This window comes from Salinibacillus aidingensis (genome assembly GCF_039522525.1).
Classification (GTDB): Bacteria; Bacillota; Bacilli; order Bacillales; family Alkalibacillaceae; genus Salinibacillus; species Salinibacillus aidingensis.
On sequence record NZ_BAAADO010000004.1, the window covers coordinates 64,951 to 90,801 of the forward strand.

A 25,851-nucleotide genomic window follows, 5' to 3' on the forward strand; every position below is an offset into this window, starting at 1 on the left:
CAACCCAAATAGTATAGTGAAGAAATATGTTGTCAATGTGCTATTTCCTTTGTGAATTTGGATGTTATTTGCATTTCAGAAAATGGTTTATTTTAATATAATCACAGAAATTGTGAAGATATGTACTTAAACTATCTGGCAGTATGGTTGAACAAATTTACCAAGAAGGGACTAATCTTTTTTCTGTTAAAATTAAGGTATGTACTATTGAAAAGGGTGTGATTTCGTGAAAAAACATAATAAAATGGGCAGAGTATTATTTTTTATTGGAACGTTTTTAAGTGCATTTGGTATAGCATTTGAAATTATTAAAGATGCACCAGAGCCTTTTTCCGCATTTTCAATGCCTTTAATTATAATTGGGGTAATTTTATTGATTGCTTCAAACTTTTATAAGGGAAGTAAAGATAAATAATTAAATCTAAATAAGGGTGCGATTGTTGAAGGGAGGGATAAAATGTGCCAAAAGGATTAAAAATTATGTTATTTTGGTCGCTTGTATTCCCCACAATAATTACTATTCTTCGCATCATAACAGATTATGTTTTAGGCAAGGAGATTGAATTGTTTTCATATACAGCTGTTTTCTTAGGTATAGGTGCTGGAGGGTTAATTTTTGTTGGACCGCTAATGTATTTTGTATCAAAATCCAAAGAGAAAAAAATTAACAGTCTTGCGGTGCTAGGGGAGGAGATACATTTGCCGAATAAACAGAGAAGTATAGGGTTAGTTTCCTTTATTAGTCTGATTATTGGTATTATTTCTAGTGTTATTTATATATTAACGGGAAATTCATTTATTAATGATAGCCTAACAATGTTATTTAGCTTTGTTTTCTTGATACTGTCTTTTGTTTTATCCTTGTTTAGTAAAAAAGACAAATTCGGAAGGATTTCATTATATATTTTTCCAGTGTTGTTGGTTATTTATTTACTATTCTTTGGGGTTATGTCTGTATTTTGGAAACAACCGGAGTGACTTCAAGATTGGAGAGATTAACAAATGGAAGAAAAAAAATGTCCTAAATGTAATAACAGTCAAATAGAGAAAGGGGTTATTAGAGCAGGAAATGGTGCCGTAGTTCATATGTTTCCCTATAATAATCTAAGAAGTCAATCATCACCAATATCCTCATATTACTGCTCGAACTGTGGGTATGTGTTAGGTTTATATGTTGAAAATCCTGAAAACCTTAAAAAATAAATATCTAAGCTAACGGGTGCGTATCTGTAATATTTTTTCGCATAATTAAGAACAAAAATCCATTCTCAAATTGAAGAGAGAATGGATCTATAGTTTTTCGGTATGGTTCTTGATTGTTGAAACCATTTCCCCAAACTTGTATCTATGATTTACAACATCAACTGTAAAGTTTTGTTCTTCTTCAATGCCCATCGTCCAACGAAGATAGTTTATTTTCAAAAAGACAATTAAGGAAGCAAGGGCTGTTCGCTTATTCGCATTGTGGAAGGCATGGTTCTTAGCTATCGATTCAAAAAGTGCGGCTGCTTTTTCATAAACAGTTGGATAAGCATCACTGCCAAACACGGATTGCTTCGGTCGATTAATAGCTGAATCAAGTAGGCTTGGATCTTTGACTCCTAAAGATTCACCTGGTGAGTATAGACGAATTTGTACGGTATTTATAGCAATCACTTGGTTTGTGGTAAGATAAATGACGTCATCCATTATCGGTTCACTAACCCTTTAAACGCTTTATCATGCTCATTAATGACATCATTTAATATATCCATGAATTCTGCATCAATGCCTTCAGGAAGTGTCATCTGCTCTTTTTTTCTTAAAACAATCTTTCCATCTTTAACTTCAACTTGAACATCATCACCGTGTGTTAATCCGACTTGTTTAAGTAACTCATTAGGAAGGGTGATTCCAAAACTATTTCCAACCTTTGTAACTTTTCTTTCAAATTGTTCCAAAAAATCACATCCTTATTATAATTGTTATAACGATTATAACATATAAAAAGGAGATAGAATAAACTGTTAGTATGTTAATATTGAGCAGTTTAAGTTGGTCAGGGTTCTGTAGTAAAATTATACAAGAACATCACAGGGGAGATATTAAATGATTAAAGGAATATATGAATGTATAAGTGAAGCACAGTTAAAAAAGTATGCAGAACTTGCTGTACGAGTTGGTGTAAATCTGCAAAGAAATCAATTATTGATTATTCATAGTGATATACAAAATGCTGCGTTCGCACGTCTAATCCAAACGGTAGCCTACGAGGCAGGAGCTTCAAATGTATTTATAGATTGGACAGATGAACAGTCTGCCAAAGAATTTTACTTAAATGCTGCAGATAGTGTCATCGATCACTTTCCTGATTGGCAGGCGGCCCGTTTTAAGGAGTGGGACGATGCAGGTGCTGCTTACATCCATATTGTTTCTGAAAACTTAGATGTCTTTAAGGAGGTTCCTACAGAAAGAATAAGTCGTTTCCAAAAAGCTTCTCGTACCAAATTGAGGGATTATTATGCAAAAATTAGATCCCACGAGGTACGCTGGTGTCTTCTGGCTGTCCCGAACGTTGTATGGGCAACGAAAGTATTTCCCAACCTAAGTAAAGAAAGCGCTTTACAATCATTATGGAAATTCATTTTAAAAGGATCACGGGCAGATGGGAAAAATCCTATAAAAGATTGGGAGAGTCACAATAGAGCCTTCGAGTCTCGAAAACAAATCCTAAACGAGAGCCAATTTGAAGCCCTGCATTTTAAAAATAGCAGTGGAACCGATTTATTAGTTGGTCTACCTAAAAATCATCTCTATATCGGTGGGGGTGTCATAGATAAAAATGGAGTATCTTTCTTTCCGAACATTCCTACGGAGGAAATATTTACAGCTCCCCATAAAAATAAGGTGAATGGCAAATTGGCAGGTACGAAACCCCTTATCTATGGGGGAAGTGTCATCGATGAATTTTATTTAATTTTTAAAGATGGACGGATTACCGACTATTATGCCGCAAAGGGACAAGAAGTGTTACAAAATCTCATTGAAACAGACGAAGGTTCATCATTTTTAGGTGAAATTGCCTTGGTTTCGAATAAATCTCCTCTTGCTCAGACAGATACTCTTTTTTACAATACCTTGTTTGATGAAAATACGTCCTGTCACATTGGAATCGGAAATGCATCGCCCTCCAATATACAAAATGGCATGGACCAATCTGAGGAAGAGTTGAAGGCAGCGGGTCTGAATACTTCACTTTTATCAGTCAATGTGACCTTTGGTAGCGATGATATGAAAGTAGTGGGCATTAAAGAAGGTGGAACGGAAGTCCTGTTAATGAAGGATGGGGCTTTCCAATTCTAAAAATCGTCTGCAATTTAAAACAGAGGAGACTGATTTCTGGTGGATTGTACCTAGTTCTAGTTATATTAAAAACAAACTGGGCAGCATTCCTGTAAAAAATAAAGATTATGGTTATGTTTATGAAAAAATGTACATAAAAAACAGGGGCTGAGTATCACAGAGTATATGCCAATATTTGAAAATGATAAATAAACGAAAGGGGAGGATTTAATTAAGGCATTAGTTGATAAACACCAATTTTAAAATGCAATCAAAAGGTGACATTTTCTGTCCGGGCCTCATGATAAAACCGATCCCAAAAGGGTTTTAATACCTGGGAAGAGGACGTATCCAGCCTGAACGTCTCCTCGTTAATTCGGACATGCTGATTTCCTGCAAATTCAACATCTGCAATCATTTTGCCTTCTTTATTAAAAAGCTGGACTTCCTGTTCAGGTGTGGAGGCTTTCGAGCTTATCTTTTTAAATTCAAGCTGTTCAAGTGCTTGTAAAAATTGCTGAATGATCTCTTTGTCCCTGGTTGTATATAACATTTCCTGATGCTCAGCCGAATATCCTGCAAGCTTTGATGGCTCTTCCGTCATGACTTCATTGATTGTCGGTGTTTTCCGATCGTGTATAAACAAAGTCATCACAATCATGAAAAGCAAAATCACAAATCCAAGTTTTTTCATCGTAAATCTCCCCATATTTTCCCTTTACTCTATTTGACGATGATCCCTTCTAGTTGGTTTCAGATTTTTTTGCTTATTTTGGATATTTGTTAGAAATTGACGAGATTTGTATCATTGTGCGAGAAATGGACCCATTGTTTTAGTCATTATGAAGGGTACATACAAACAGCGCTATGCCAATACTCCCAATTTTTTCAAATTTAAAGGAACAGATGCCTGATTTGCAGAAGTTAAATCATGAAAATACAAAAGGGGAAAGGGAGTGTATGAATGAAAAGGATGAAGTTATCAGCCCTTTGGATGATGATGATGATGCTGGTGGCGACACCTGTGTTCGTCTCAGCGGAGGCTCAATCAAATGGAAAATCGGATCAGGCCTTCGATAACAAAATTGTTAAACGGATAAAAGTCGATAACATCTATGAGCATATTTCCTATCTGTCCGAAGAAATTGGCTCACGACCTGCTGGATCAGAAGGAGAACAGCAAACGGTTGACTACCTTGTGGATCAATTGAAAAGCTATGGATATGAGGGTGTTAAGGTAGAGGAGTTTACCGCTACAACCTGGTATGGGGAGGACATTACCTCATACAATGTGGAAGCTGTTAAGGAGCCGAAGAAAAATCACTATATGGGTCAGCAAATTGTGATCGGTGCCCACCATGATTCTGTTCCTAATGGCCCGGGAGCCAATGATGATGCTTCAGGTACAGGGGCATTGCTTGAGTTAGCCAGAGTTTTTGCCAATACTCCAACCGATACAACAATCAAATTTGTCGCATTTGGAGCAGAGGAAAATGGGCTGCTCGGCTCGCAGGAGTATGTAGAAGCCATGTCTGAAGAGGAGATTTCCAATACAGTTGCGATGTTCCAGCTGGATATGGTAGGCAGTGCAGACGCCGGGGATCTTGTGATGTTTACGGCTGATGGTGAACAGAACGTCGTTACCGATTTAGGTGCCGCTGCCGGATCCAGAGTCAGTGAAACCGTACCGTATAGTGAATTAGGGCGCAGTGATCATGTCGCCTTCCATGAGGCAGGAATTCCGGCTGCATTATTCATCCACACACCGCTTGAGCCGTGGTACCATACGGACGAAGATCTTATTCAGTACATCAGTAAGGAAAAATTGAAGGATGTAGGAAATATTGTCGGCGCAGCGGTTTATCAAATTGCACGGAAGGATACACCGGCACTTGAACGGGCCAATGTTGCACCTGAGCCTGTTGAGTATGATTATGAACCGCCGCAGTTGTAAACAGAGAACAGCACCGCAGCCTCTGCGGTGCTGTTTTGTCATTTATCATCTGAATGATTTCTCTTTTCTTCTTTGGCCACTTCCTCCGTATAAGGATCGATTTCATAAGGCTTTAAATCCCCGAATACACTCATGGTATCTTCTTCATCCAGGTTTTCCTCATATTCTTCATGCCTTGGGCTGGGATAGACAGTGACGTTTCGGCCTTCGATATCATTTCCGGCGAAGTTTTCATAATCCTCTACATAACCGACACGATCATCGGATTCAATGTAGGTTTCATTATAATGGTCGGGAGATACGGCAAAATCTGAAGGAGAATTGGAGGTTCCCCACTGTGCAACCTCCTGCCAGGAGTCTTCTGCATCAAACGCCTCGGTGTCTGTATCATCATATTCAAACTTCCCAAATGGGGGCAGAAGCACGCCTTCCTCCACAGGACGCTGTGTGGAAGAAACCTGATCAGGGGAGTGTTCCACACAATAGGTGGTGGTCGGGAGGGCTTCCAGGCGCTCCAGCGGGATTTCCTTTCCACATACCTGGCAGGTTCCATATGTGCCTTCATCGATAGCCTTTAACGCATGTTCAATATTTTTTAATTCATCCTCAGCATGGTCATTCAGGGCAATATCTTTTTCACGTTCATATAATGCCGACCCTTCATCAGCAGGATGATTGTCATAGCTGGACAATTCTCCCATGGATTGATGATAATGGCCATTTTCTATATCAAAATGATCATTTTCTTTTAACCGCTTTTCAATATCCTCTTTGGCCTTCTGCAGCTGTGAACGGAAGGTGGACATTTGCTCATTTGTCAGCATGATCATAACTCCTTCCTGAAACAATCTTATATGACTATTGTCTGTTGAATTTAAGGAAAAAATAAAGGTAAATCTAAGAGGAACTACTAAATGATGGAATGAAAAATTTTTATAAAAAATTCAGAAAAACAATTGACAGAAGATTTATTCTTCTCTATACTCTTTATTAACATTTCATTTCGCACAGGCGAAGGAAATTAAAAAAGTGAGACGAATCATCAAGCGTTTCGCCGGAAGAACAATAAAAGATCTCTTATCCAGAGTGGCGGAGGGAAAGGCCCTGTGAAGCCCGGCAACCTTCAAGTGACGACTTGAAAAGGTGCTAAGTCCTGCAGATCTGACAAACGGATCTGAAAGATAAGAGGAGGAATTGGAACTTACAACCCTCTTCTTATTGAAGAGGGTTTTTCATTTTCCCTCTTATCCCTTATTTGAGCACTTTAACGCTCTGGACATTCAAATCATGCGTTAAAACGGAGTAAGGAAGAGATTTTTTACAAAAACTATTAAAGGAGTGGTAAAATGAGTCAGGAAAAATTTGGATTGGAAACATTACATTTACATGGAGGTCAGGAGCCGGATCCAACAACAGGTTCCCGCGCAGTTCCGATTTATCAAACGACCTCATACGCATTTCGTGATACAGAACATGCCCAGAACTTATTTGGTCTTAAAGAAGAAGGAAATATTTATTCCCGAATTATGAACCCAACCGTTGATGTTTTTGAAAAACGAATCGCGCTTTTAGAGGGTGGAACCAATGCGGTTGGATTATCATCAGGGATGGCAGCTATTTCCTTATCCATTTTTAATCTTGCCAGAGCTGGAGATGAAATTGTTGCTGCCACGGACCTATATGGGGGAACCTATAACCTGTTTAACCATACCTTGCCGAAATACGGAATCAATGTAAAATTTGTGGACCCTAAAGATCCGGAAAACTTCAGAGAGGCCATTACAGACAAAACCAAAGCCGTATTTGCTGAGACAATCGGAAATCCAAGTCTTCATATTTTAGACATTGAAGCAGTAGCCGCTATTGCTCATGAAAACGGAATTCCATTACTTATTGATAACACATTTGCCACTCCTTATTCCTGCCGGCCTATTGAATACGGAGCAGATGTCGTTATTCATTCCGCTACAAAATGGATTGGGGGCCACGGAACGGTCATTGCCGGAGTTGTTGTAGATGGCGGAAGCTTTGACTGGAACAATGACAAATTCCCTGATTTTACAGAGCCTGATCCAAGCTATCATAATCTCGTATTTTCAGAGCTCGGGGAAGCAGCCTTTGGTACGAAGCTTCGTGTACAGCTTCTTCGTGACTTTGGACCATGCTTAAGTCCGCAAAGTGCATTCCAATTGCTGCAAGGTTTGGAAACCCTGCATCTCCGTGTTCCTAAACATAATGAAAATGCTCTGGAAATCGCGAAATTCCTGGAAAACCATGAGAACATAGAGTGGGTGGCTCACCCGGGGCTGAGCAGTCATCCTTCCCATGCACTGGCAGAAAAATATTTTGATCAGGGAGCAGGATCGATTGTCGTCTTTGGAATTAAAGGGGACCGTGAGGATGGACGTAAAGTTGTTGACAATGTCCAGCTATTTTCACACCTGGCAAATGTGGGCGATGCAAAATCCTTAATCATTCATCCAGCCTCAACGACACATCAGCAGCTAAATGAAGAAGAGTTAAAGCAGGCAGGCGTGACAGAGGAATTTATCCGTCTTTCCGTCGGCTTAGAGTCAACAAAAGACCTCATTCATGATTTAGATCAGGCCATCAAAGCAGCCGTCAAAGAGCCAGTATAATTTATCAAAGAAAAAATGACATTTATCAGTCAAACGTAAGTAGGGTGACTCCGGAATCAGGAGTCACCCATTTTTTATGCAAACAAATAAAAATTCAGGTTTTTTGTCATGCTGTTGGAAAATATAAAATATCCGACTTTTAGATCATAAGTCATGTGAGGCCACGTCCGGCTCCAGCGCCCAGCGACTAGCGTGACTTCCTTCACCTCCGTCCGATAAGTCAACATCGACTCACGCTGTTCGTCGTGTTTCCTTTTCCGCGTGTTAACTGGCTGTAAGTCCCCCTGTAGAAATAAAGGGGGGGTCAACAGCCAGTAAACACCCGATTTGTTCAACTAACAATCAGTGGGGATGAACCCCACTGATTAGAGTTTCACTTTATCTCCTACGGCTCAGTCCAGTCCGTACGTCGCTAATAGAAAAGCGGAGGCGACCGTTTAGGCCCGACGGCATAAGCAGAATATTCGGAATGGCCGTATTTTGGCCATGGAGGAGATTCTGCTTATGACCGCTTGGGCCTGGGAGCCGTAGCTGGACAAACGGGCGCTTCCGCCTTTGTCATGGGTAGAACAGTTTTCAACATTATTTTTCTAAATTATGACAGGTATTATACAAGTATGTTACATTCTGCCTATTTCTATTTATTTATGTTAATGTTTTTGGTAGAGTAGTAGAGTGAAAAAAATTAACGATATAACGAACCCTTTTCAGTGATGCTTCCGTGTCACTGGAAATGGACAACATTAATATAAATAGAGAGAACGGATTGGGAGGAACGAGAAGTGCTTGAACAAAATAAGCGCCAAACATCCATAAAGAATAAACAGAAGGCAAGGCTTCCAAAAGTTGTACTGACCACCTGTCTAAGTCTGGGTATTACGTTAGGTTCCGGTTCCATACAAGCTGTCGAATCAGATGAGGAGCTGCCTCGTGTTTACCACGTTTATATGGATGGTGAACATGTAGGTACGGTCGGCAGCAAAAAAGTCATCGAGTCCTTTTTGGATGAAAAAGTTACGGCCGAAGAGGAAAAACGAGGGGATGTTCAATTAGCTGTAAGCCAGGATATTGAATACATACCTGAGGTTACTTTCCAGCCTGTATTTGATAATCAGCGTGTTATGAATCAGCTGAAGGATGAAATCAGCTATAGTCTGGCAGCTGTTCAGCTTAAGGTTGGTGGAGAATTAGTCGGTTATTTTAAGGATGAAAAAGTTGCCAAGAAAGTTCTGGCTAAATATATGGAAAAATACCTGCCTGAAAAGGTGGTTAAGCAAACCATTCAGGATATTGTGAATGAATCAGAAAATACGGAAAAAACTTCTGAATCTGACGAAGATGAAAAGAAAGCGTCAGATGATAAGAAGATTAAAACAGAGGATTCTACTATACTAGACGTTTCTTTTTCAAAAAAGGTTTCACTTTCCGACGAAAAAGTGGATCCCAATGAAATTTTATCCGTCGAACAGGGAATAAAATTACTGGAAAAAGGAACACTCGGCCAAAAGCTTCACGAAGTAAAACAGGGAGAGGCTCTAAGCACGATTGCCTCCAAGCATGATTTAAGTGTAAGTGAACTATTATCCCTGAACCCTGATTTAGAGGAAAACTCCATTATTCAAATCGGGGATAAAGTCAATGTTACCGGTTATGAGCCTTTTTTAAATGTTGAAACAACCGAGGAAAAAACGGTTAAAGAAACGATCGATTATGAAACAGAATATAAACAGACGGATGATTTATTTAAAGGTCAGACCCGTGTTCAGCAGCAGGGGCAGGAAGGAACCAAAAAGATTCATTACCGCTTAAAGAAAAAGAATGGACAGGTTGTTGATCGTGAAGTGATGGACAGCGAAGTGATTAAAGAACCTGTGAAGAAAATTGTACTGGAAGGGACAAAAGTGATTCCGTCCAGGGGTACAGGCGACTTCAGATGGCCGGCAGCTGGTGGTTATGTTTCCAGCGGTATGGGCCAAAGATGGGGAAGCTTCCATAAAGGAATGGACATTGCCCGCCCAAGTAACCGGTCCATCTATGCGGCCGATAATGGTGTGGTCGTATCAGCAGGTTATGATGGCGGCTATGGAAACCGCATTGTGATCAACCATAAAAACGGATATCGTACCACTTACAGTCACTTATCTTCTATTCGGGTAAATGTGGGACAAACCGTACAAAAAGGTCAAGTGATTGGAATAATGGGATCGACAGGAAATTCCACAGGTGTCCATTTACACTTTGAGGTTTATAAAAACGGTGCCTTGAAAAACCCTGCTAATTTCTTTTAATACCTATGTTCAGCAAAAACGATAATAAAAATCCTGATAGGCAGCCACTCTCTATAAGAGGGTGGCTGTTTTTTATACTTTTAAAGTTACCCACCTTAAGAATAAAAACCTTGCAGCAATCCATGATAAAACTATAGAAATAAAGGAGGATGATGATGGGTAAACAATCACTTTTCAAGAAGCTTATGCTAATTGGGCTCATTTTTGTTATGATGGTCAGTTCAACACTTCCGGCCCATGCTCAAGTACAAAACGTTCCGACAGCAGGAGTGGCCATTAACGGAAAGGTCGTTGACGGGATCAATCCCATTAAAATCGATGGGACGTATTACTTACCCTTTGTAAGAATAGCCAAGATCCTGGGTTATAATCATATTAAATTTGAGAAGAGAACGAAAACCTACGAGATTACAGATGGTTCGACGACGATTCGGACAACCATGGGTGGAACGAAGGCGAAGAAGGGGAATGAGTATGTAAACATTAAGCCCCCGAGATGGATCCATGATACCGCATATATTTCGCTGCATGCGGCTGGTGCTTTATTTAATTCCTACATTCGCTTTAAAAAGGAAAATGGCTCTATCCAAATTCAGAAGCCTGCACAAAAATACGTTGTCCATTCCGGTGATACATTATGGAATATTTCCCGTATCCACCACACGAGCGTGCAAAAGCTGAAGTCACTGAATAACCTGAAAACAAATCTTATTGTCGATGGACAGGTCTTAAAATTACCTGCAGGCGACGACAGTGCAAAGGAAATGGAACCGATTCGTGAACGGGAGCCTGTTGAAAATAATAATAAGCTGACAGCCACCAAGCAAAGGGATAATATTATTCGTGAAGCCAAAAAATATCTTGGGGCAGGCTACAAATTTGGGGCAACATTAGCGGAAGCTCCTAAATTGTTTGATTGCTCTTCCTATACCCAGCTGGTCTTCAAAAATAACGGAATTCAGCTCCCAAGAGTCTCAAGAGATCAGGCGAAAAAAGGAAGATCCATCACCAAAAGTCAGCTAAAAACAGGAGATCTAATGTTTTTCACCACGAATGACTTATATTCAGACGGAAGAGTAGGGCATGTCGGCATTTATATGGGAAATGGAGACATGATTCATGCTTCTACCTCCAAAGGGGTAACCATTACGAAAAATGTTTTAAGTAACAGCTACTGGAAACGAAATTATTTGTTTTCCAAAAGAGTGATTGAATAAACAAAGCAATAGAAATGAACTCTTGATTTGAGGGTTTACCATCCGGCAGTCACCGTTCTGGGCTGATGTGCATAGGGTATTAGCACAAAATCACCCTGAGCGGTGAATGGATAAAGGATGGTGAACACTCATGGAGTTGGAATTCAGCCATTTTCTATACGGACTTTTCACAATACTGATTATTGTTACGATGGCCTTTCGAAAAGGTGTCGTTTTACCTACATTGCTGGGAACCTTTCTTGTCGCCTGGGCATTTAAAGGCAGTGTTATCAGTGGATTTACGGCGATATTTAATGCGAATTTAGTGGCGGCAAAGGAACTGTTTAATATTTTCCTCATCATTACCTTCATGGTTGCTCTGTTGCATGCCTTGAAGGACCTCGGAGCCGACCGGCGAATGATTGAACCGATTCAGAAATTCATGACCAATGCACATGTGGCCTTTTTTGTTCTGATCGGGGTTACTTATGTCATTTCGTTATTTTTCTGGCCAACACCAGCTGTCCCATTGATTTGTGCATTGCTTGTTCCTGCGGCTGTGCGATCGGGTCTGCCTGTTATGGTGGCAGCCGTTGCTATTGCTTTAGCGGGTCAGGGCATGGCGCTGTCCTCGGACTATATTATACAGGTCGCACCGGAATTATCTGCAAAAGCAGCAGGTGTGGAAACCGGCTTACTTGCAGACCGGGCACTGGTCCTTTCCCTTATAACCGGGATCATAGCTGTCGCTCTTGTTTATTTTTGGCATCGAAAATCGTTTCGGACCAAACACGATCCTGTCAATGAAAAAGAAATTCAGGCGATGCAGGGGCTTGAAGAAAGTCATCGCACATCAAAATCAAATAGCATTACTGCCTGGAGTAAAGTTTTTGCGGTATTGGTTCCATTATCGATGCTCGCGGTTATGATCACAATGATTTCCTCCAAGCTAACGTCCGGCCGGATGGGAAGCTTTGAAGGAGGAGACGGAGCTGCCTTTATTGGTGGCGTGGCTGTCATTCTGCTGCTGCTTGCATCGGTTGCGTTTGGAAAGCATAAGGCGCTGGATTATATTGGTGAGCATATCACAGAAGGTTTCGTGTTTGCCTTTAAGGCGATGGGACCGGTGATCCCCATTGCAGGCTTCTTCTTCTTAGGAAGCTCGGATTTTTCCGGCAGCATTTTATCGTTGGGCGATCAGTCTGCACCGGCCTTCCTGTTTGATATTGTTAAGGCATCACAGGATATTCTGCCTCAGAGCACCATTCTGGCCGGTTTAAGTATATTAGTTATTGGTATTATTACCGGTTTGGATGGTTCCGGATTTTCAGGATTACCCCTCACCGGTTCCTTATCTGGAGCATTAGCCACAACAGGGGCAGATCCGGCAACACTCGCAGCCATTGGGCAAATGGGCTCGATTTGGACCGGTGGCGGAACAATTATCGCCTGGTCTTCGTTAATCGCAATTGCCGGTTTTTGCGGAATTTCGGTTATGGATCTTGTCCGGAAAAATTTCGCGCCTGTTATTCTCGGCTTAACACTGTCAACGATCATCGCCCTGTTGATCTGGTAACGATTCAGCTTTAACGAACACAGGAACAGTCCCATTAGTGTGGCTGAAATGGGGGTGTTCCTTTGCCATTATTAAGGGTCTTTGGTTGTGTTTTATTTACCAAAAAATGGGACCTGGAATCCCAGGCCCCGTGCTTATTTTCGAACATGATTTTATAGTAGTGAAACGGCAGGCAGGCAAGTGATTGCGCAGAAGCAGTCTAAGTCAACAGTGATGCAGATTCCGGTACGTTCTAAATCGTTCACATTTAATCCATTCAGCTGGTCGCAAGGGTCTTCATCACATTTTGCTCCATGCTGATCTCCAGCCTGATCCGGGTCTCCGTCACAGGTCAGCAATTCCAGAACAGCGCAGCAATCGTCACCTACTTCATTTACACGGAATACAAAGCTTTCAATGCAATCAAAAAGTGCATTTATGCCAGCACCTTGAATGTCAGCTCCAAATCCTTTAAACGGTTTTAAATCTTTTCCATATAGAATAAAAGGTACAGTGTCAAGATTATTTCGGCTTACAGGGGATACAAGGCTGTTAATGGATCTTTCACAGCTAACATCACATAGTTCATCCGTTACATCATCCTGGGCATCTGCAATGGCACGAACAACATCGCACACGCAGTTATCATCAGTAAATTCGCCAGCTACTCGATTATCGTCTTTAAATTTTTTACCGCAACCCATCGATTGGAACACTCCTTTTTTTCTGATTTTTAAATTCTACACTAACAACGTATGAGATTTTCGTGGATAGGTATAGTCGAATATCCCAGGTCTGAGAGGAAAAGTATAAAAATAGGTGAATGTGCCAATGCAGGATTCCTTGTGATAGATATCTTTCATAGATAGGAGAGAAGCAGACCGTCATCTGCTATAATAGACCAAAAAGGGGGATTATTCATGCGAAAGCGAGTTCGGGAGCTGGATGTAAAGATAGGGACCCTTCACCCTGGAGAGCGAAATATGATTTCTGATGTTCCGGGTGTAATGGTGGGCCATGTGACCAAGTGTGAGGATCTGGACAATGAGACCTGCATCAGGACAGGCGTGACAGCCGTATTGCCTCATCAGGGGAATTTGTTTCAGGAAAAAGTACCAGCTGCATCGTTTGTCTTGAACGGTTTCGGGAAAACTGCCGGCCTTGTGCAGGTGGAGGAGCTGGGAACCATCGAATCTCCCATTATGCTTACCAATACGTTTCAGGTGGGAACCGTGTGGCAGGGGACCCTTTCCTATATGCTGGGGCAGAATCCGGATGTAGGGGATACAACAGGTTCACTGAACGTGGTTGTCGGGGAATGCAATGATATGTACTTAAACGATGCAAGAGTTCAACGTCTGACAAATAACGATGCCGTCCAAGCCATTGAGGCTGCAGAAACCGACATTGAAGAGGGCGCGGTCGGAGCAGGAACAGGGATGATGTGCTACCAGTATAAAGGAGGGGTTGGGACTTCATCCAGAAAAGTAAAGGATGGATATACCATTGGCGCGCTTGTGGTCAGTAATTTCGGAAAAAGGGAGGAATTAGAAGCGGCAAGGTATCAAAAAGCGGAGATGGATGAATCCGGCATTCCTGATGGTTCGATTATGATGATTGTGGCGACGAATGCCCCCGTTTCCGATCGTCAGCTAAAACGTATCGCCAGGCGGGCACCGATCGGACTGGCCCGTACCGGAAGCCGGGTACACCATGGAAGTGGAGATGTTGTGATTGCTTTTTCCAATGCCTATACCATTCCACATAATGATCAGGGAGACTATTTGGAAAAGCAGATGCTGATCAGGGATGATTCGCAGGTGATGAATGAGCTTTTTCAAGGGGTGGAGGAAGCAACAGAAGAGGCCATTTTAAACTCTTTAACCAAAGCTCAAACCATGGAGGGCAGAAAGGGAAGAGTTGCCGAGGGGATTCCTTATTCTCTGTTCCAACGCCAATAAAGTTTGACTCCATCGAGATACATATGAAAAAGGACATTATCATTCTTCTTTTGGATAAACTACGGAGTGTGGATGCAATCATACTTAACTCCAGAAGGAAAGGATGATTATGTGAACAGAAATCGTCTGATTGATTGGCCGACTTTTATTGGAGCATTGCTTCTTCTTTTGCTGGTTACTGTTCCGTTAATGATATGGCCTGAAAAAGGCGAGGATATTGTACTGAAAGCCAATGAATATATTACAACCAACTTTGGTGTTCTGTACTTATTGGTCGGTTTAGGGATCTTCTTTTTCCTGCTGGTGGTAGCCTTCAGCAAAAATGGCTGGGTAAAACTGGGGGAAAAAGAAGAAAAACCGGAATTTGGGAACTTTTCCTGGGCAGCCATGCTGTTTTGTGCAGGAATTGGCTCAAGTATTTTATATTGGGGAACGATTGAATGGGCGTATTACCTGCAGGGCCCACCCTTTGGAATTGAAGCCGGATCACAAGACGCCATTCGCTGGGCAGCCACCTATGGAATTTTCCATTGGGGACCGATCGCCTGGGCCATCTATACGCTGCCGGCACTGCCTATGGCTTATTTTTATTATGTACGGAAGAAGCCGGTGTTAAAGGTTAGTGAGGCTTGCCGCCCTCTCATCGGTCGGGCCGCAGATGGAATGATTGGTACAGTTATTGATGTTCTTTTTATGTTCGGACTGTTAGGTGGGGCTGGCACAACCCTTGCCCTTGGAACGCCAATGATTGCACAGGGAATTCATGTACTGACTGGTCTTGAGATTAATATGATTCTTCAAACCGCTATACTCTTAATCTGTACGACCATTTTTGCAATCAGTTCTTATACGGGCTTAAGAAAAGGGATCAAATACTTGAGTGATGTCAATTTATGGCTGGCGATCTTTTTGCTGGCTTTTACGTTGTTGTTTGGTCCAACGCTATTTATCCTGGAAACTACAACAAATAGTATAGGTTTGCTCTTAGATAATTTTTTCCATATGAGCACCTGGACAGAGCCTTTTCAGAATATAGGAGAATTTGAACAAACGGGTTTCCCGGAAGCCTGGACGGTTTTCTATTGGGCATGGTGGCTTGTGTATGCTCCGTTTGTAGGGCTTTTTGTAGCTAAAATTTCCCGGGGACGAACCGTAAGACAAATGGTACTGGGAACGATGATTTATGGAACCCTCGGCAGTGTTTTGTTCTTTGGGATCATGGGAAACTTTGGTTTGTACATGCAGCTAACCGGTGAATTTGATGTGCTACAGGTTTTAAACAACCAGGGAGCACCTGCTGCTATCATCAGTATCGTAAATCAGTTACCTATGGCAGGCTTCATGATTTTTATTTTCACCGTTCTGGCTATTATTTTCTTAGCGACGACGTTTGACTCCAGTTCGTACATTCTCGCTTCTGTTGTACAGACAGAGGTTGACGATGAGCCTATTCGCTGGAATCGTATGTTTTGGGCCTTTGGATTATCCTTTATGCCGTTAATTCTGATGTACCTGGGTGGATTATCTACACTGCAAACCGCAAGTATTGTCGGCGGCTTTCCACTGCTTATTATTTTGACGATGCTGGGCTGGTCGTTTATGAAAGCGTCGAATGGTGACATTAAAGCATCAGAAAATTACAAACCGAAAACCATTAACCTGGATCCGAAAAAGATCAGGGACCGGTTGAGGAGAAGGAAAAAGAGAGAGAAGAAGAAGGATGAGTAGGGTATTTCGGCAGGGGATACTGACTGCAGCAAACGCTAAATCATAAGAGTTTGCAGGATATGCCCGGGTTCAATCCGGGCATTTTTTATTTATTTTGATTATTGATATGAAGGACATATTCCTTGAGTCGCTGGAATGTTATGTCTTTCATCTGCGCCTATCGCGCCGTTCCCCTTTTCTACTTTTCAGAAAACTAGTAAAATAGTAGAGGATATCTCAAAAGACTACATACCACAGAAGGGGAATATGAGATGAACAAAGCCAAACTGATTGTATCACTAACAGCCGTTGTTATCTTTTTCGCTGCGTTTCAGGTGAATACGAAAGGGTACTTACTATTTGCTCCCCCATTAATCGAACAGGAAGTCATTGATCAGCGCTTTGAACTTCAGAAATACCAAATGGGAAATATTGAGGAGATGAATGTGAGTAAAAAAGAAATAAAAACGAGTATTATTGACAGCATCCTGGCCCAAAAAGCATTGGCGGAAAAAGCAAAAGAAGAAAATTTGGAAGTTCATGAAAAAGAGCTTGAGAAGCGGATGGAGCGGGCAATGGAGCAAGCCAGGGAATATAAGGATGAAAAATATGGAATTGGAGATTACCTTGAGACGAAAGATCTGACTATTGAAGAATATTTTAATCAGCATGTAAAGGAGCAAATAAGGGCTCAGCTGTTAGTGGATAAACTGCATGAAAAATGGATGGAGGAGACAGAAGATACTGGTGCATTCAGCGGCATAGAAAAGAAGAGACGGGAAATTATTGAAAGCTTTGAGCAGGAACATCAGGAGGAAATTCAGGAAATTAAAGAAGAGAATTTGTAGAAGAAAATACAATTTAAATAAAAATATATTCGATAGGTCGAAAGGAGTGTGATTAATGTCAGCCAATAGTAATATTTCTGTTACTCTCGATTTTTACAAAGAAGAGTATAAGTCTAAATTAGGTGACTATCACTTATCCGAAGAGCAAAGCACATATGCCCCCGTACCTTTTGAAGCACTTTTAAAATGTGAAGAAGACCGTACAAGATACCCTATTGTAATCCTGTATAATGGGGTGCCAGCAGGCTTTTTTGTTCTACATGGTTGGGAAGGAGTAAAGGCTTATAGCACGAACAAAGATGCAATTTTATTAAGGGGATATTCGGTTAATTCAATGTTTCAAGGTAAAGGGATTGCTAAAGGATCACTGATAGTATTAGACTCTTTTGTGAAAAGAGAATTCCCAAGTAAAAACGAGATTATATTAGCAGCTAATCATAAAAATAAAATTGCACAACACGTATATAAAAGTAGTGGCTTTGTAGATAAGGGTGTAAGAGTTATGGGACGAAAAGGAGAGTTATTTATTTTACATAAAGATCTTTAATACATATTTCAACAAACGGGGGCGAATGCTGTACAAGGGTATTCGCTCTTATCTGTTTAAGGCAGAACAGTGGAATAACATGAAACACTCCTTCAATAAAATTGTCTAAACGATGGGAGGGATAGGTACATATGAGACCAACAAAGATTTTATTTGTTTTAATAATTATAGTGTTAATGGCAGGTTGTCAGAATACAGAAAACTTACCAAATACAAATCAGAAAGAAGATAACATTCCAAATTACAATCCTTCATCTGAAGATATTGTAGATATGCACGGAGACATTGAAAATATAGATAGATTTAAGAAGTTTATAAACAATGTTGAGGCAGGACAGAAGGATAGTATTAGAGTAATCAGATATACAACAGAAGGTGACCCAGTGCTTCGTAACCTTGAATATGATGGTGAAGCTATCATATCAACATCTGACACACGAAGGGATAAATATGGGAAGGGGAGTATAAATACTGCAACTTGTGAATCAATTGAAGTGAATGAAACTACAGAAAGAACGGATTACTTACTTGATGATTGTGAAAATATTATAGATCATACGATTTTAGTGATCTGGAAATAGCAAATAACTTTTTGTTCTACAAACGGCGACGCGCAAATGTTCAAAATAATTGTCACCAATGTAAAACGAAATGAAAGCAGTAGAGGTGAAAATTGTACACACAGGGAAATAGTTATTGTGCTAACGCGGCCAAGAGTTGAACAAGGGCTAATAAGAGGGGGAAATAATGTTGACAGGGAGAAAAATCATTTCTATATCACTTATGGTCAGTTTAATAATATCATTGTGGTTTAATGTATCATATTATCAACAACAACAGCAGGTTCATGAATGGAAAGAAATAACCTACAATCAGTTTGTTTCAAAAATTTACTCGGGTGGTCAATTATTAGGTTTCCAAACATCTTGGTACAACAAAGAAAGAGCATCTTTAGAAATTGGTGAAGCTGCAATGGCTCTCTATCAGTGGTATATATACAGTGATAAAACGGAGACCGAAACAGCTCCACATGTAGAGGAAATTGCGAAATATTTAAGTTATGTTGCTTATATTTTGGTGAATCCTAATGGTCAGTTTGAAGGTGATGATTCCGAGAGTGAGGAATATGTTAAAAACATTGCCAACGTGCTCTATAAAGAATTAGGTGAAAATGGTGTCATTGGTGATATAACTGATGAAAAAGAAGAAAAAATCTTTCATAAATTATATGAGCTTATTCCAGAGTCAAAAGTAGAAGGAACAGAAAGTCGAATTGATTTTTTCTTTTAATTGTATAATTCTATCTCATTTATTGATTTTAATGGCTTATTTGGTCCATATAATCAACCCTCTAAAAGTGACTTTGCTATCTTGATCACTAAGCGAATTGAAGTAGCTGTAGGTTTACACGCATTAACTTGCCGTAATACCCCCACTGTTTGCAGTCACGCTTTACCACGTATTAACAATCTGTAATCCCTTTGTACTGATGAGGAAACAGCTTGAAAAAACCTGATAAGTCTCGCAAACAAACAGTGATCTCCACTGTTTGAAGTCTCGCTTTATTTACGAAAGGAGCTTTTATTTTGCTTGTATTTTTAAGTTTTATACTAATTATCCTCTCTGTTATATTTTTTCTATTGGGATATATGTACTTAAATAATAAAGCTGAAGGCCTGATTATGTGGAGTTTTACGGGAAAGGTTGAAAAAGTGAATGACAAAGAAGGCTATAAAAGACAACAAGGAAAGCATTCAATCCTAATTGGATTCATTTTCTTTTTTATACCAGTTTCTTTATATCTGGTTGAAAATTTGAATATAAATCCAAAATCACTTTACCTTTGGCTTATTGTTTTAGCTGGTGCGACGATTTTAAATGCGGTGCAGGAAAGAAAGTTTTTCAAATAAAAACAACATACTTAAGGGGGAAGAACCCCCTATTGAGCTCTCACTTCAGCTATTCAGCTTCGGTTCATTCCTTTACTTCTTACAAAATCAGTAACATCCTCGCGTTTAGGTTTGGATAATTTGCGGTGGATTTGTCCGGTAAAGGTGTCTGTTCGGCTGTTTTCGCTTCGGCTTTGATAGTAATTGTTTAAATGCTCATCAAATTGGTCTATTTGTTCTTCAATCGCAGTATCATCGGCATACTGGTTTTCAAAGTAAACGGCATCCAATGGCAGTCTTGGTTTCTTTTCCGGCTCATGATCGGGGTGACCAAAGGCCATGCCAAAGAGCGGAATGACATAGTCAGGAAGGCCAAGCAGCTCGCTTACTTTTGCAATGTCATTTCGTAAGCTTCCCAAGTAGCAGATTCCCAGACCCATGCTTTCGGCAGCAATGGCCGCATTTTGTGCAGCAAGCGCCGCATCAACCGTGGCAACAATAAAGTGCTCGGTATTTTGCAGATTTTCACTCATTTTTTCTTTAAGCTCCTCATCAGACTGTAGCTGGGCCCTGTGGAAATCTGCGCAAAAGACCATGAGATGGGCATTTTCCCGTACATAAAACTGTCCGGACACATTGGATAGTTCCTGCTTTATATGGGCATCGGTCACTCCAATGATGCTATAGGCCTGATAGTAGCTGGAGGTAGAGGCCTGCTGTGCCGATTTTACGATGGTACGGATTTGTTCATCAGATAATGGCTGGTCCTTGAATTGACGGATGGATCTGTGGTTTAAAAGGGTTTCAATCGTTTCGTTCATGGTTTTCTCTCCTCTCAATCTTCCTTAAGTGACTTCAAAAAGAATAAATTCTTCTCCTAAATTGTGAGAACTGTTTTCAAGGTTAACGTGCGAAGGGACTCGGACCTTTATGGTGTCGCTATCTGCCCATTCCATAGCCTCAATAGGGTTATTGTAGTTTAATACTTCTTCCGTTAAATCCTCATTTTGTAAGGAAAGCAGTTTATGCTCCGTTAAATCGACCACCTGGATGTCATGTGTTTTAGTCTCTTTTTGGCCCCGCTCAAAGAAAAGCATGATTTTTTCCTGATCCGGCGATAACTGATAGGATACAAAAGCAGCTAAATCGGTTAAGGGGACCGTGTTTTCCTCTTCTCCTTTTTGAATAAGGAGGTAGGAGCAGCTCCTTTTATCCTCCTGACAGGCATAGGACATCATGTATAAACCACCAGCTTCATCCGTCAGATGGCGCGCCTTAAAGGATTGAGCCATCTCCTCAGGCTGTTTTCCGGATGCTGCAATGTAGCGTCCAAGTAAGGGCGCATTCTCCAGATGAATGGTGACGGAATCCTCAGTGTCCGTAACAGGGATGGACAGCGTTTCGGGTAAAGCTTCTTCTTTATTCTCCGTTTCTTGTGTTACTTCTTCCTTATCGGTTGTTTCCTTGACCTGACTCTCGTTGTTATCCTCTGAGCATCCAATGAAAATCAGTGCCATCGATAGGAAAAGCAGCCATTTTTTCATGTTTCCACCTCAATTATGTACGCCTCTTGATTACCCAACTCCTTTTATTATATAGAAACATCCGATTTTTTTAAAATCCTGTGACTTTGCCGTGGGAGGTTTAACAGGTGCCAAAAGCATCACAATATTGTTTGTTCAGAAAAACTGGGCGTAATTATTCACCTGCCATACGTTTCGGCCATATTTTAATAGCAGGCAGGTGATACGTGTGAAGTATATTCATATCCTCCATATTTTTCTTCATCTGATACTGGTTGGGGTCATGGCTCTGCACTTTTTTAATAGGATTAATGATGTCATTGCAGCGTTTATCGTTATCCCCATTTTCGTATATTTTGTCATTCTGTTTGCATGGTTAAATAAACCCAACTCCAAAGATCCCTGACCACGCTTTACCGCTTTAAAGGATGTGGGGACAGTCCCCACATCCTTTAAAGCGCTTTTTTCTTCTTGGCTGTGGTTTTTTTCTTGGGCTTGGATTTGTTTCCTTTCTGGGAGCGTTCGAGGGAGGCTTCGAGGGCTTCCATGAGGTCGGTAACGTTATCCGGCTTTTCGGTTTTCTTTTCTTTCGCTGTTGTGACCTCATCATTCTCCTTTTTCGCCTCAATTAAATCCATTAATGCAGTCCGGTATTCATCAGTGTATTTCTCCGGTTCAAATTCAGTGGTCAGTTCATCAATGAGCATTTTGGCTGTGTTCAATTCCTTTTCGCCCAGGTCCGTCTCTGCAGGAACATTTGGAACCTGATCCACCGCGCGTACTTCATCCGGATAATGGATGGTTTCCATAACTATCGTATTTTCATATACCCTTACAATCGCGAGCTGTTCCTTGGAGCGGATCATGATCTTGGCAATTCCGATTTTACCAGTATCTTTAAGGGATTGCCTTAGAAGAGCATATGCCTTACCGCCACCTTCATTGGGCGACAGATAGTAACTCTTTTCAAAATAGATCGGATCGATTTCTTCCAGCTGTACAAAATCAACGATCTCAACAGCTTTATCATCCTGCTCCTTTTTTAGATTCTCCAGGTCCTCATCATCGAGAACGACAAACTTATTTTTGGCATATTCATACCCTTTCACAATATCATCATTGGAAACTTCTTTATCACAAACCGGACAGACCTTCTCATATTTAATGGGGCTTTCACATTCTTTATGCAAATTGCGAAGGCGGATATCTTTGTTTTCTGTTGCAGCGTGCAATTTTACCGGAATATTCACCAGGCCAAAGCTGATGGTACCCTTCCACATCGTATGCACGTTTCATCAACTCCTTTTCTTCTTAGCATTCATCGGAAGAAACGCTTTTATCCTGCCTGCAAAAAAGATAAACATGTATAAAATGGTCGTTTTCCCCAATTCTAAGGATGGATAAAGTACAGGTAAAGGAGCCATCATCATGTGGAAACCAATGCTCCCGACATTAGCCGATGAAATCCCCGAGGGAAAGGAGTGGGTATACGAGGTCAAATATGACGGCTTTCGTGCTGCCTTAGATTGGACAGAGGAAGGGGCAAGACTTGTTTCTCGCAATGGAAAGGATTTAACGAAACATTTTCCCGAAATCATGACGTTTCTACAGAGTCAGCAGAAAACGATAGAACCCTATTTGCCGCTTCATTTAGATGGAGAAGTGGTCATCCTGAAAACCCCGATGCATGCGGATTTCGGCTTACTCCAGCAACGGGGGAGGACGAAAAAGGAAGAAAAGATTCAGGAGCATGCCCGAAACCATCCGGCCCAATTTTTATGCTTCGATGGTTTGCAGATCGGAACTCAAAAGCTCCAGCATCTTTCTTACTTAGAACGGAAGGAAAAGCTCCGTCAGCTCTTTTCCTCTTTAGGCTGGTCCTTAAATATCTCTTTTATCCATCCTGTTTCTCTCATTCCTTATTATAAAGACAAGCACGCATTATGGAAACAGCTTACCCTTGAATACGGAGAAGGAATCGTGGCCAAGCAAAAGCACCAGACCTATCAGATGGGAAAAAGGGTCACTCACTGGTTAAAAATTAAAAATTGGCGAAAAGTTGCCGGGTTTATTACGGAATATGACCCTGAAAATGATTATTTTACCGCATCCATCTATCATGAAAATGAAATAGAAGCCCTAGGTGTTGTGAAGCATGGATTTTCAGAGGAAGCCTTTACCACGTTAACCAAACTGATGACGGAAAAAGGGGATAAGAGAAACGGAATTTTTCACCTTCCACCGGCCGTATGTGTTCAGATGAACTGCTTAGAGGCGGAGGATGGACAGCTGCGGGAGCCTAATTTTGATCAGTTCCGTTTCGATTTGTCGCCTGAGGAGTGCACGGCTTCAAAAAAAGAGCTCGATTTAGCGATGTTGCCGGAAAAGGTGGAGATCACAAATCCGGACAAGCCATTATGGCCAAAGCCAGGGTTCTTGAAACTGGATCATCTTATGTATTTGCGAAACATGGCCCCATACATGCTTCCTTTTTTGGAACAGAAAAAATTGACCTTAATCCGCTATCCTCATGGGGTTGGGGATGAATCCTTTTTCCAGAAGCACCGGCCTGATCATGCCCCTGACTTTGTGGGTGTCTATCAGGAGGGGGATGAGGAGTTTATCCTTTGTCACACGGTGGAGGCTCTCATATGGATTGGAAATCAGGGGACGCTGGAATTTCATATTCCCTTTCAGAAGACAGAGGAATCCTATCCGGATGAAATTGTGTTTGACCTTGACCCACCCTCAAGAAAAGAATTCTATTTAGCAGTAAAGGCGGCAAAGCTGTTAAAAACCATCTGTGACCAGCTTGACCTTTATGCGTTTGTTAAAACGTCGGGAAATAAAGGGCTCCAGGTTCATCTACCCTTACCTGAAAAAGCACTGACCTATGAGGAGACAAGAGCTTTTACCGAAGCGGCCGCCCAGCTCCTTGTTCAAAAGCATCCTGACGACTTTACAATGGAACGCCTGAAAAAGAATCGCGGGAACCGACTATATGTGGATTATGTGCAGCATGCGGAGGGCAAAACGATTATTGCCCCTTATTCTCCACGGTCGACAGAGGAAGGAACCGTAGCAACCCCTTTATACTGGGAAGAGGTCCATGAAGGATTGGACCCGGCTCAGTTCACAATAAAAACCGTACAGCAGAGAATTTTAAAAGCAGGAAGCCCCATGATAAAATATAAGGAAATTCGAGATCAGCAGACTTTTACGAAGCTTAAAGCATTGATTAATCACTAGGTTTTCATGCCATGGAGGTGCACACAAAACATGTCTGAAAAACGCTTTGATCCGAAAAAGGCAGATAAATTAATTGATCCCGGCCGGCAGGAAAAAGTACCCCAGGATAAAGTTGTGGAGCTTCTTGCACTGTCAGGGGACGAAAAAATTGTGGATCTTGGTGCAGGCAATGGGTATTTAACGCTTCCTTTAGCCCGGCAAACGTCAGAACGGGTGATGGCCGTTGATGTGGAAGATGGAATGTTAACCATGCTTGATCAGCGGGCAAAGGAAGCAGGAATACGCAATATTGACCGGATGATAAGTCAGATCGAACGATTAAAATTTCCAGATGCCATGTTTGATCGTGCAGTTGCAGCTTTTGTTCTGCATGAAGTGGATGGAATAGAGAGGACGCTGAAGGAAATTAGCAGGGTACTCAAAACAGAGGGAAAGCTCCTCGTCTTGGACTGGGAAGCGCACGAATCTGATGATGGTCCGCCTTTAGATCATCGTATCCATTCCAGCCGAATGAAAGGCTTTTTGGAAAACGCAGGATTTAAAACAGAGGAAGGTTATTTGAATTCGGATATTTACTACATATCAGCTCATAAATCCAGCTGAAGGCTAAATCGAACCAGTACCCGATATAACAGGTACTGGTTTTTCATTTGTGTTGAGGTTTGTCAAAGGCTAACAATATGCTTCGAATAAAAAGCCCCACTAACAGTCCCGGTATGAGGGAAAGCATGGGGAGCCAGACAGGTCCAAGCAGTACTCCAAAAATTCTTATCCTTTCAGCAAGCATTAATCCAACAGTGATAAAATATGCCCCAAACACAAAGGGAAGAAATGCATAACGAGTTTCCCCCTGATCCACTTCATAGAAGGCATCCCATAATGCAAACATATACAGGCATGGATAAAACATCAGAAATTGATAGTTGGTGACGGCAAATGCCTGATCGATTTCTCCTAAGAAGCTGTAGCGGATGGCCTCGTTAAAGCCACTGAAAATATTCAGGAAAATTTCCATAAATATGAAGATGAATCCAACTAAGTAACGTCTTTGCAAAACCTGAGCAAATCCCGGTAAGGCTATGTTCCATAAAATTGAAGATAGTTTTCTCTCTTTGTTCAATCTTAATCACTCTTTAACGAAGTATTGTTAATCATGAATTTGTAAAACTTTAGG

General features: G+C 41.1%; 27 protein-coding genes and 1 riboswitch. Of the genes, 18 read left to right on the top strand and 9 right to left on the bottom strand.

The genetic code is table 11. The features are described from left to right. Nucleotides 1–226 precede the first annotated feature (226 nt). The 3 genes from ABD006_RS10300 to ABD006_RS10310 are packed head-to-tail and all read left to right on the top strand — an operon-like array spanning nt 227 to nt 1,203. Nucleotides 227–415, top strand: a complete 189-nt coding sequence (locus ABD006_RS10300) for a hypothetical protein (protein WP_343840539.1) — start codon at nt 227–229, stop codon at nt 413–415. A gap of 44 nt (nt 416–459) precedes the next feature. Next, the gene (locus tag ABD006_RS10305; RefSeq protein WP_343840542.1) at nt 460–978 is read left to right on the top strand and encodes a hypothetical protein; all 519 of its coding nucleotides are present in this window, start codon (nt 460–462) and stop codon (nt 976–978) included. A gap of 24 nt (nt 979–1,002) precedes the next feature. Continuing rightward, nucleotides 1,003–1,203 (top strand): zinc ribbon domain-containing protein, encoded by a 201-nt coding sequence (locus ABD006_RS10310; RefSeq protein ID WP_343840545.1) that lies wholly within the window; start codon nt 1,003–1,005, stop codon nt 1,201–1,203. A gap of 87 nt (nt 1,204–1,290) precedes the next feature. On the opposite strand, the gene ABD006_RS10315 is transcribed toward ABD006_RS10310, so the two are convergent. After that, complete coding sequence (locus ABD006_RS10315) at nt 1,291–1,689, bottom strand: type II toxin-antitoxin system death-on-curing family toxin (protein ID WP_343840547.1); 399 nt, start codon at nt 1,687–1,689, stop codon at nt 1,291–1,293. Further along, nucleotides 1,689–1,940 carry an AbrB/MazE/SpoVT family DNA-binding domain-containing protein gene (locus ABD006_RS10320; RefSeq protein ID WP_343840549.1) on the bottom strand — a complete coding sequence of 84 codons (252 nt, stop codon included), beginning with the start codon at nt 1,938–1,940 and terminating at the stop codon, nt 1,689–1,691. Before ABD006_RS10320 ends, ABD006_RS10315 begins: the two co-directional genes overlap by 1 nt. A gap of 148 nt (nt 1,941–2,088) precedes the next feature. Between ABD006_RS10320 and ABD006_RS10325 the strand changes: the two genes are divergently transcribed. Beyond that, nucleotides 2,089–3,342, top strand: a complete 1,254-nt coding sequence (locus tag ABD006_RS10325) for an aminopeptidase (protein ID WP_343840552.1) — start codon at nt 2,089–2,091, stop codon at nt 3,340–3,342. Between the two features lie 250 nt (nt 3,343–3,592). On the opposite strand, the gene ABD006_RS10330 is transcribed toward ABD006_RS10325, so the two are convergent. After that, complete coding sequence (locus ABD006_RS10330) at nt 3,593–4,015, bottom strand: hypothetical protein (protein ID WP_343840555.1); 423 nt, start codon at nt 4,013–4,015, stop codon at nt 3,593–3,595. A gap of 270 nt (nt 4,016–4,285) precedes the next feature. On the opposite strand from ABD006_RS10330, the gene ABD006_RS10335 reads away from it, so the two are divergent. Next, complete coding sequence (locus tag ABD006_RS10335; protein WP_343840558.1) at nt 4,286–5,275, top strand: M20/M25/M40 family metallo-hydrolase; 990 nt, start codon at nt 4,286–4,288, stop codon at nt 5,273–5,275. 38 nt (nt 5,276–5,313) lie between these two features. Here the strand turns inward: ABD006_RS10335 and ABD006_RS10340 are convergent, their stop codons facing one another. Further along, on the bottom strand, nt 5,314–6,099 hold the full coding sequence (locus ABD006_RS10340; RefSeq protein WP_343840561.1) for a yteA family sporulation protein: 786 nt from the start codon (nt 6,097–6,099) through the stop codon (nt 5,314–5,316). Between the two features lie 250 nt (nt 6,100–6,349). Beyond that, a riboswitch (SAM riboswitch) is annotated at nt 6,350–6,463 on the top strand. A 158-nt stretch (nt 6,464–6,621) separates the two neighbouring features. Here ABD006_RS10340 and ABD006_RS10345 point away from each other — a divergent pair. From ABD006_RS10345 to ABD006_RS10360, 4 genes are all read left to right on the top strand, one after another. Then, nucleotides 6,622–7,914, top strand: a complete 1,293-nt coding sequence (locus ABD006_RS10345; protein WP_343840564.1) for an O-acetylhomoserine aminocarboxypropyltransferase/cysteine synthase family protein — start codon at nt 6,622–6,624, stop codon at nt 7,912–7,914. Between the two features lie 782 nt (nt 7,915–8,696). Further along, nucleotides 8,697–10,202 (top strand): peptidoglycan DD-metalloendopeptidase family protein, encoded by a 1,506-nt coding sequence (locus ABD006_RS10350; protein WP_343840567.1) that lies wholly within the window; start codon nt 8,697–8,699, stop codon nt 10,200–10,202. A 155-nt stretch (nt 10,203–10,357) separates the two neighbouring features. After that, complete coding sequence (locus ABD006_RS10355) at nt 10,358–11,419, top strand: C40 family peptidase (protein ID WP_343840569.1); 1,062 nt, start codon at nt 10,358–10,360, stop codon at nt 11,417–11,419. 130 nt (nt 11,420–11,549) lie between these two features. Next, nucleotides 11,550–12,974 carry a hypothetical protein gene (locus tag ABD006_RS10360; protein WP_343840571.1) on the top strand — a complete coding sequence of 475 codons (1,425 nt, stop codon included), beginning with the start codon at nt 11,550–11,552 and terminating at the stop codon, nt 12,972–12,974. A 152-nt stretch (nt 12,975–13,126) separates the two neighbouring features. Here the strand turns inward: ABD006_RS10360 and ABD006_RS10365 are convergent, their stop codons facing one another. Continuing rightward, nucleotides 13,127–13,657 carry a CotY/CotZ family spore coat protein gene (locus ABD006_RS10365; protein ID WP_343840574.1) on the bottom strand — a complete coding sequence of 177 codons (531 nt, stop codon included), beginning with the start codon at nt 13,655–13,657 and terminating at the stop codon, nt 13,127–13,129. 216 nt (nt 13,658–13,873) lie between these two features. On the opposite strand from ABD006_RS10365, the gene ABD006_RS10370 reads away from it, so the two are divergent. The 7 genes from ABD006_RS10370 (at nt 13,874) to ABD006_RS10400 (ending at nt 19,926) form a co-directional block, all read left to right on the top strand. Continuing rightward, a complete protein-coding gene (locus tag ABD006_RS10370) occupies nt 13,874–14,914 on the top strand; it encodes a DmpA family aminopeptidase (protein WP_343840576.1) in 1,041 nt (346 codons plus the stop codon). A gap of 72 nt (nt 14,915–14,986) precedes the next feature. Further along, complete coding sequence (locus ABD006_RS10375) at nt 14,987–16,642, top strand: BCCT family transporter (RefSeq protein WP_343841493.1); 1,656 nt, start codon at nt 14,987–14,989, stop codon at nt 16,640–16,642. A gap of 251 nt (nt 16,643–16,893) precedes the next feature. Further along, entirely contained in the window at nt 16,894–17,469 is a 576-nt protein-coding gene (locus ABD006_RS10380; RefSeq protein ID WP_343840578.1) for a hypothetical protein, read from the top strand. Between the two features lie 55 nt (nt 17,470–17,524). Further along, the gene (locus tag ABD006_RS10385; RefSeq protein WP_343840581.1) at nt 17,525–18,016 is read left to right on the top strand and encodes a GNAT family N-acetyltransferase; all 492 of its coding nucleotides are present in this window, start codon (nt 17,525–17,527) and stop codon (nt 18,014–18,016) included. 131 nt (nt 18,017–18,147) lie between these two features. Continuing rightward, a complete protein-coding gene (locus ABD006_RS10390; RefSeq protein WP_343840584.1) occupies nt 18,148–18,597 on the top strand; it encodes a DUF4362 domain-containing protein in 450 nt (149 codons plus the stop codon). 169 nt (nt 18,598–18,766) lie between these two features. Then, the gene (locus ABD006_RS10395; RefSeq protein ID WP_343840587.1) at nt 18,767–19,306 is read left to right on the top strand and encodes a hypothetical protein; all 540 of its coding nucleotides are present in this window, start codon (nt 18,767–18,769) and stop codon (nt 19,304–19,306) included. Between the two features lie 296 nt (nt 19,307–19,602). Continuing rightward, on the top strand, nt 19,603–19,926 hold the full coding sequence (locus ABD006_RS10400) for a hypothetical protein (protein WP_343840590.1): 324 nt from the start codon (nt 19,603–19,605) through the stop codon (nt 19,924–19,926). 53 nt (nt 19,927–19,979) lie between these two features. Here the strand turns inward: ABD006_RS10400 and nfsA are convergent, their stop codons facing one another. The 3 genes from nfsA to ku form a co-directional block, all read right to left on the bottom strand. Continuing rightward, a complete protein-coding gene (gene nfsA, locus ABD006_RS10405; RefSeq protein WP_343840593.1) occupies nt 19,980–20,726 on the bottom strand; it encodes an oxygen-insensitive NADPH nitroreductase in 747 nt (248 codons plus the stop codon). A gap of 24 nt (nt 20,727–20,750) precedes the next feature. Further along, nucleotides 20,751–21,449, bottom strand: coding sequence for a hypothetical protein (locus ABD006_RS10410; protein ID WP_343840597.1), 699 nt, complete (start codon nt 21,447–21,449; stop codon nt 20,751–20,753). Between the two features lie 431 nt (nt 21,450–21,880). Continuing rightward, nucleotides 21,881–22,717, bottom strand: coding sequence for a non-homologous end joining protein Ku (ku, locus tag ABD006_RS10415; protein WP_343840600.1), 837 nt, complete (start codon nt 22,715–22,717; stop codon nt 21,881–21,883). 139 nt (nt 22,718–22,856) lie between these two features. Here ku and ABD006_RS10420 point away from each other — a divergent pair, with 139 nt between their 5' ends. Together ABD006_RS10420 and ABD006_RS10425 are read left to right on the top strand one after the other, a co-directional pair. Then, nucleotides 22,857–24,677, top strand: a complete 1,821-nt coding sequence (locus ABD006_RS10420; protein WP_343840603.1) for a DNA ligase D — start codon at nt 22,857–22,859, stop codon at nt 24,675–24,677. 30 nt (nt 24,678–24,707) lie between these two features. Further along, on the top strand, nt 24,708–25,280 hold the full coding sequence (locus ABD006_RS10425) for a class I SAM-dependent methyltransferase (protein WP_343840606.1): 573 nt from the start codon (nt 24,708–24,710) through the stop codon (nt 25,278–25,280). 43 nt (nt 25,281–25,323) lie between these two features. Here ABD006_RS10425 and ABD006_RS10430 read toward each other — a convergent pair whose 3' ends face one another. Next, nucleotides 25,324–25,797: a hypothetical protein gene (locus ABD006_RS10430; protein ID WP_343840609.1), complete on the bottom strand. Its 474-nt coding sequence runs from the start codon at nt 25,795–25,797 to the stop codon at nt 25,324–25,326. Between the last annotated feature and the right edge of the window lie 54 nt (nt 25,798–25,851).

Bases quoted from the DNA above. Each gene is read 5' to 3' on its own strand.
- ABD006_RS10335 (WP_343840558.1), top strand. From the start codon at position 4,286: ATGAAAAGGATGAAGTTATCAGCCCTTTGGATGATGATGATGATGCTG.
- ABD006_RS10310 (WP_343840545.1), top strand. From the start codon at position 1,003: ATGGAAGAAAAAAAATGTCCTAAATGTAATAACAGTCAAATAGAGAAA.
- ABD006_RS10380 (WP_343840578.1), top strand. From the start codon at position 16,894: ATGAACAAAGCCAAACTGATTGTATCACTAACAGCCGTTGTTATCTTT.
- ABD006_RS10425 (WP_343840606.1), top strand. From the start codon at position 24,708: ATGTCTGAAAAACGCTTTGATCCGAAAAAGGCAGATAAATTAATTGAT.
- ABD006_RS10325 (WP_343840552.1), top strand. From the start codon at position 2,089: ATGATTAAAGGAATATATGAATGTATAAGTGAAGCACAGTTAAAAAAG.
- ABD006_RS10355 (WP_343840569.1), top strand. From the start codon at position 10,358: ATGGGTAAACAATCACTTTTCAAGAAGCTTATGCTAATTGGGCTCATT.
- ABD006_RS10420 (WP_343840603.1), top strand. From the start codon at position 22,857: ATGTGGAAACCAATGCTCCCGACATTAGCCGATGAAATCCCCGAGGGA.
- ABD006_RS10375 (WP_343841493.1), top strand. From the start codon at position 14,987: ATGCAATCATACTTAACTCCAGAAGGAAAGGATGATTATGTGAACAGA.
- ABD006_RS10315 (WP_343840547.1), bottom strand. From the start codon at position 1,689: ATGGATGACGTCATTTATCTTACCACAAACCAAGTGATTGCTATAAAT.
- ABD006_RS10360 (WP_343840571.1), top strand. From the start codon at position 11,550: ATGGAGTTGGAATTCAGCCATTTTCTATACGGACTTTTCACAATACTG.
- ABD006_RS10410 (WP_343840597.1), bottom strand. From the start codon at position 21,449: ATGAAAAAATGGCTGCTTTTCCTATCGATGGCACTGATTTTCATTGGA.
- ABD006_RS10390 (WP_343840584.1), top strand. From the start codon at position 18,148: ATGAGACCAACAAAGATTTTATTTGTTTTAATAATTATAGTGTTAATG.
- nfsA (WP_343840593.1), bottom strand. From the start codon at position 20,726: ATGAACGAAACGATTGAAACCCTTTTAAACCACAGATCCATCCGTCAA.
- ABD006_RS10345 (WP_343840564.1), top strand. From the start codon at position 6,622: ATGAGTCAGGAAAAATTTGGATTGGAAACATTACATTTACATGGAGGT.
- ABD006_RS10365 (WP_343840574.1), bottom strand. From the start codon at position 13,657: ATGGGTTGCGGTAAAAAATTTAAAGACGATAATCGAGTAGCTGGCGAA.
- ABD006_RS10370 (WP_343840576.1), top strand. From the start codon at position 13,874: ATGCGAAAGCGAGTTCGGGAGCTGGATGTAAAGATAGGGACCCTTCAC.
- ABD006_RS10385 (WP_343840581.1), top strand. From the start codon at position 17,525: ATGTCAGCCAATAGTAATATTTCTGTTACTCTCGATTTTTACAAAGAA.
- ABD006_RS10340 (WP_343840561.1), bottom strand. From the start codon at position 6,099: ATGCTGACAAATGAGCAAATGTCCACCTTCCGTTCACAGCTGCAGAAG.
- ABD006_RS10330 (WP_343840555.1), bottom strand. From the start codon at position 4,015: ATGAAAAAACTTGGATTTGTGATTTTGCTTTTCATGATTGTGATGACT.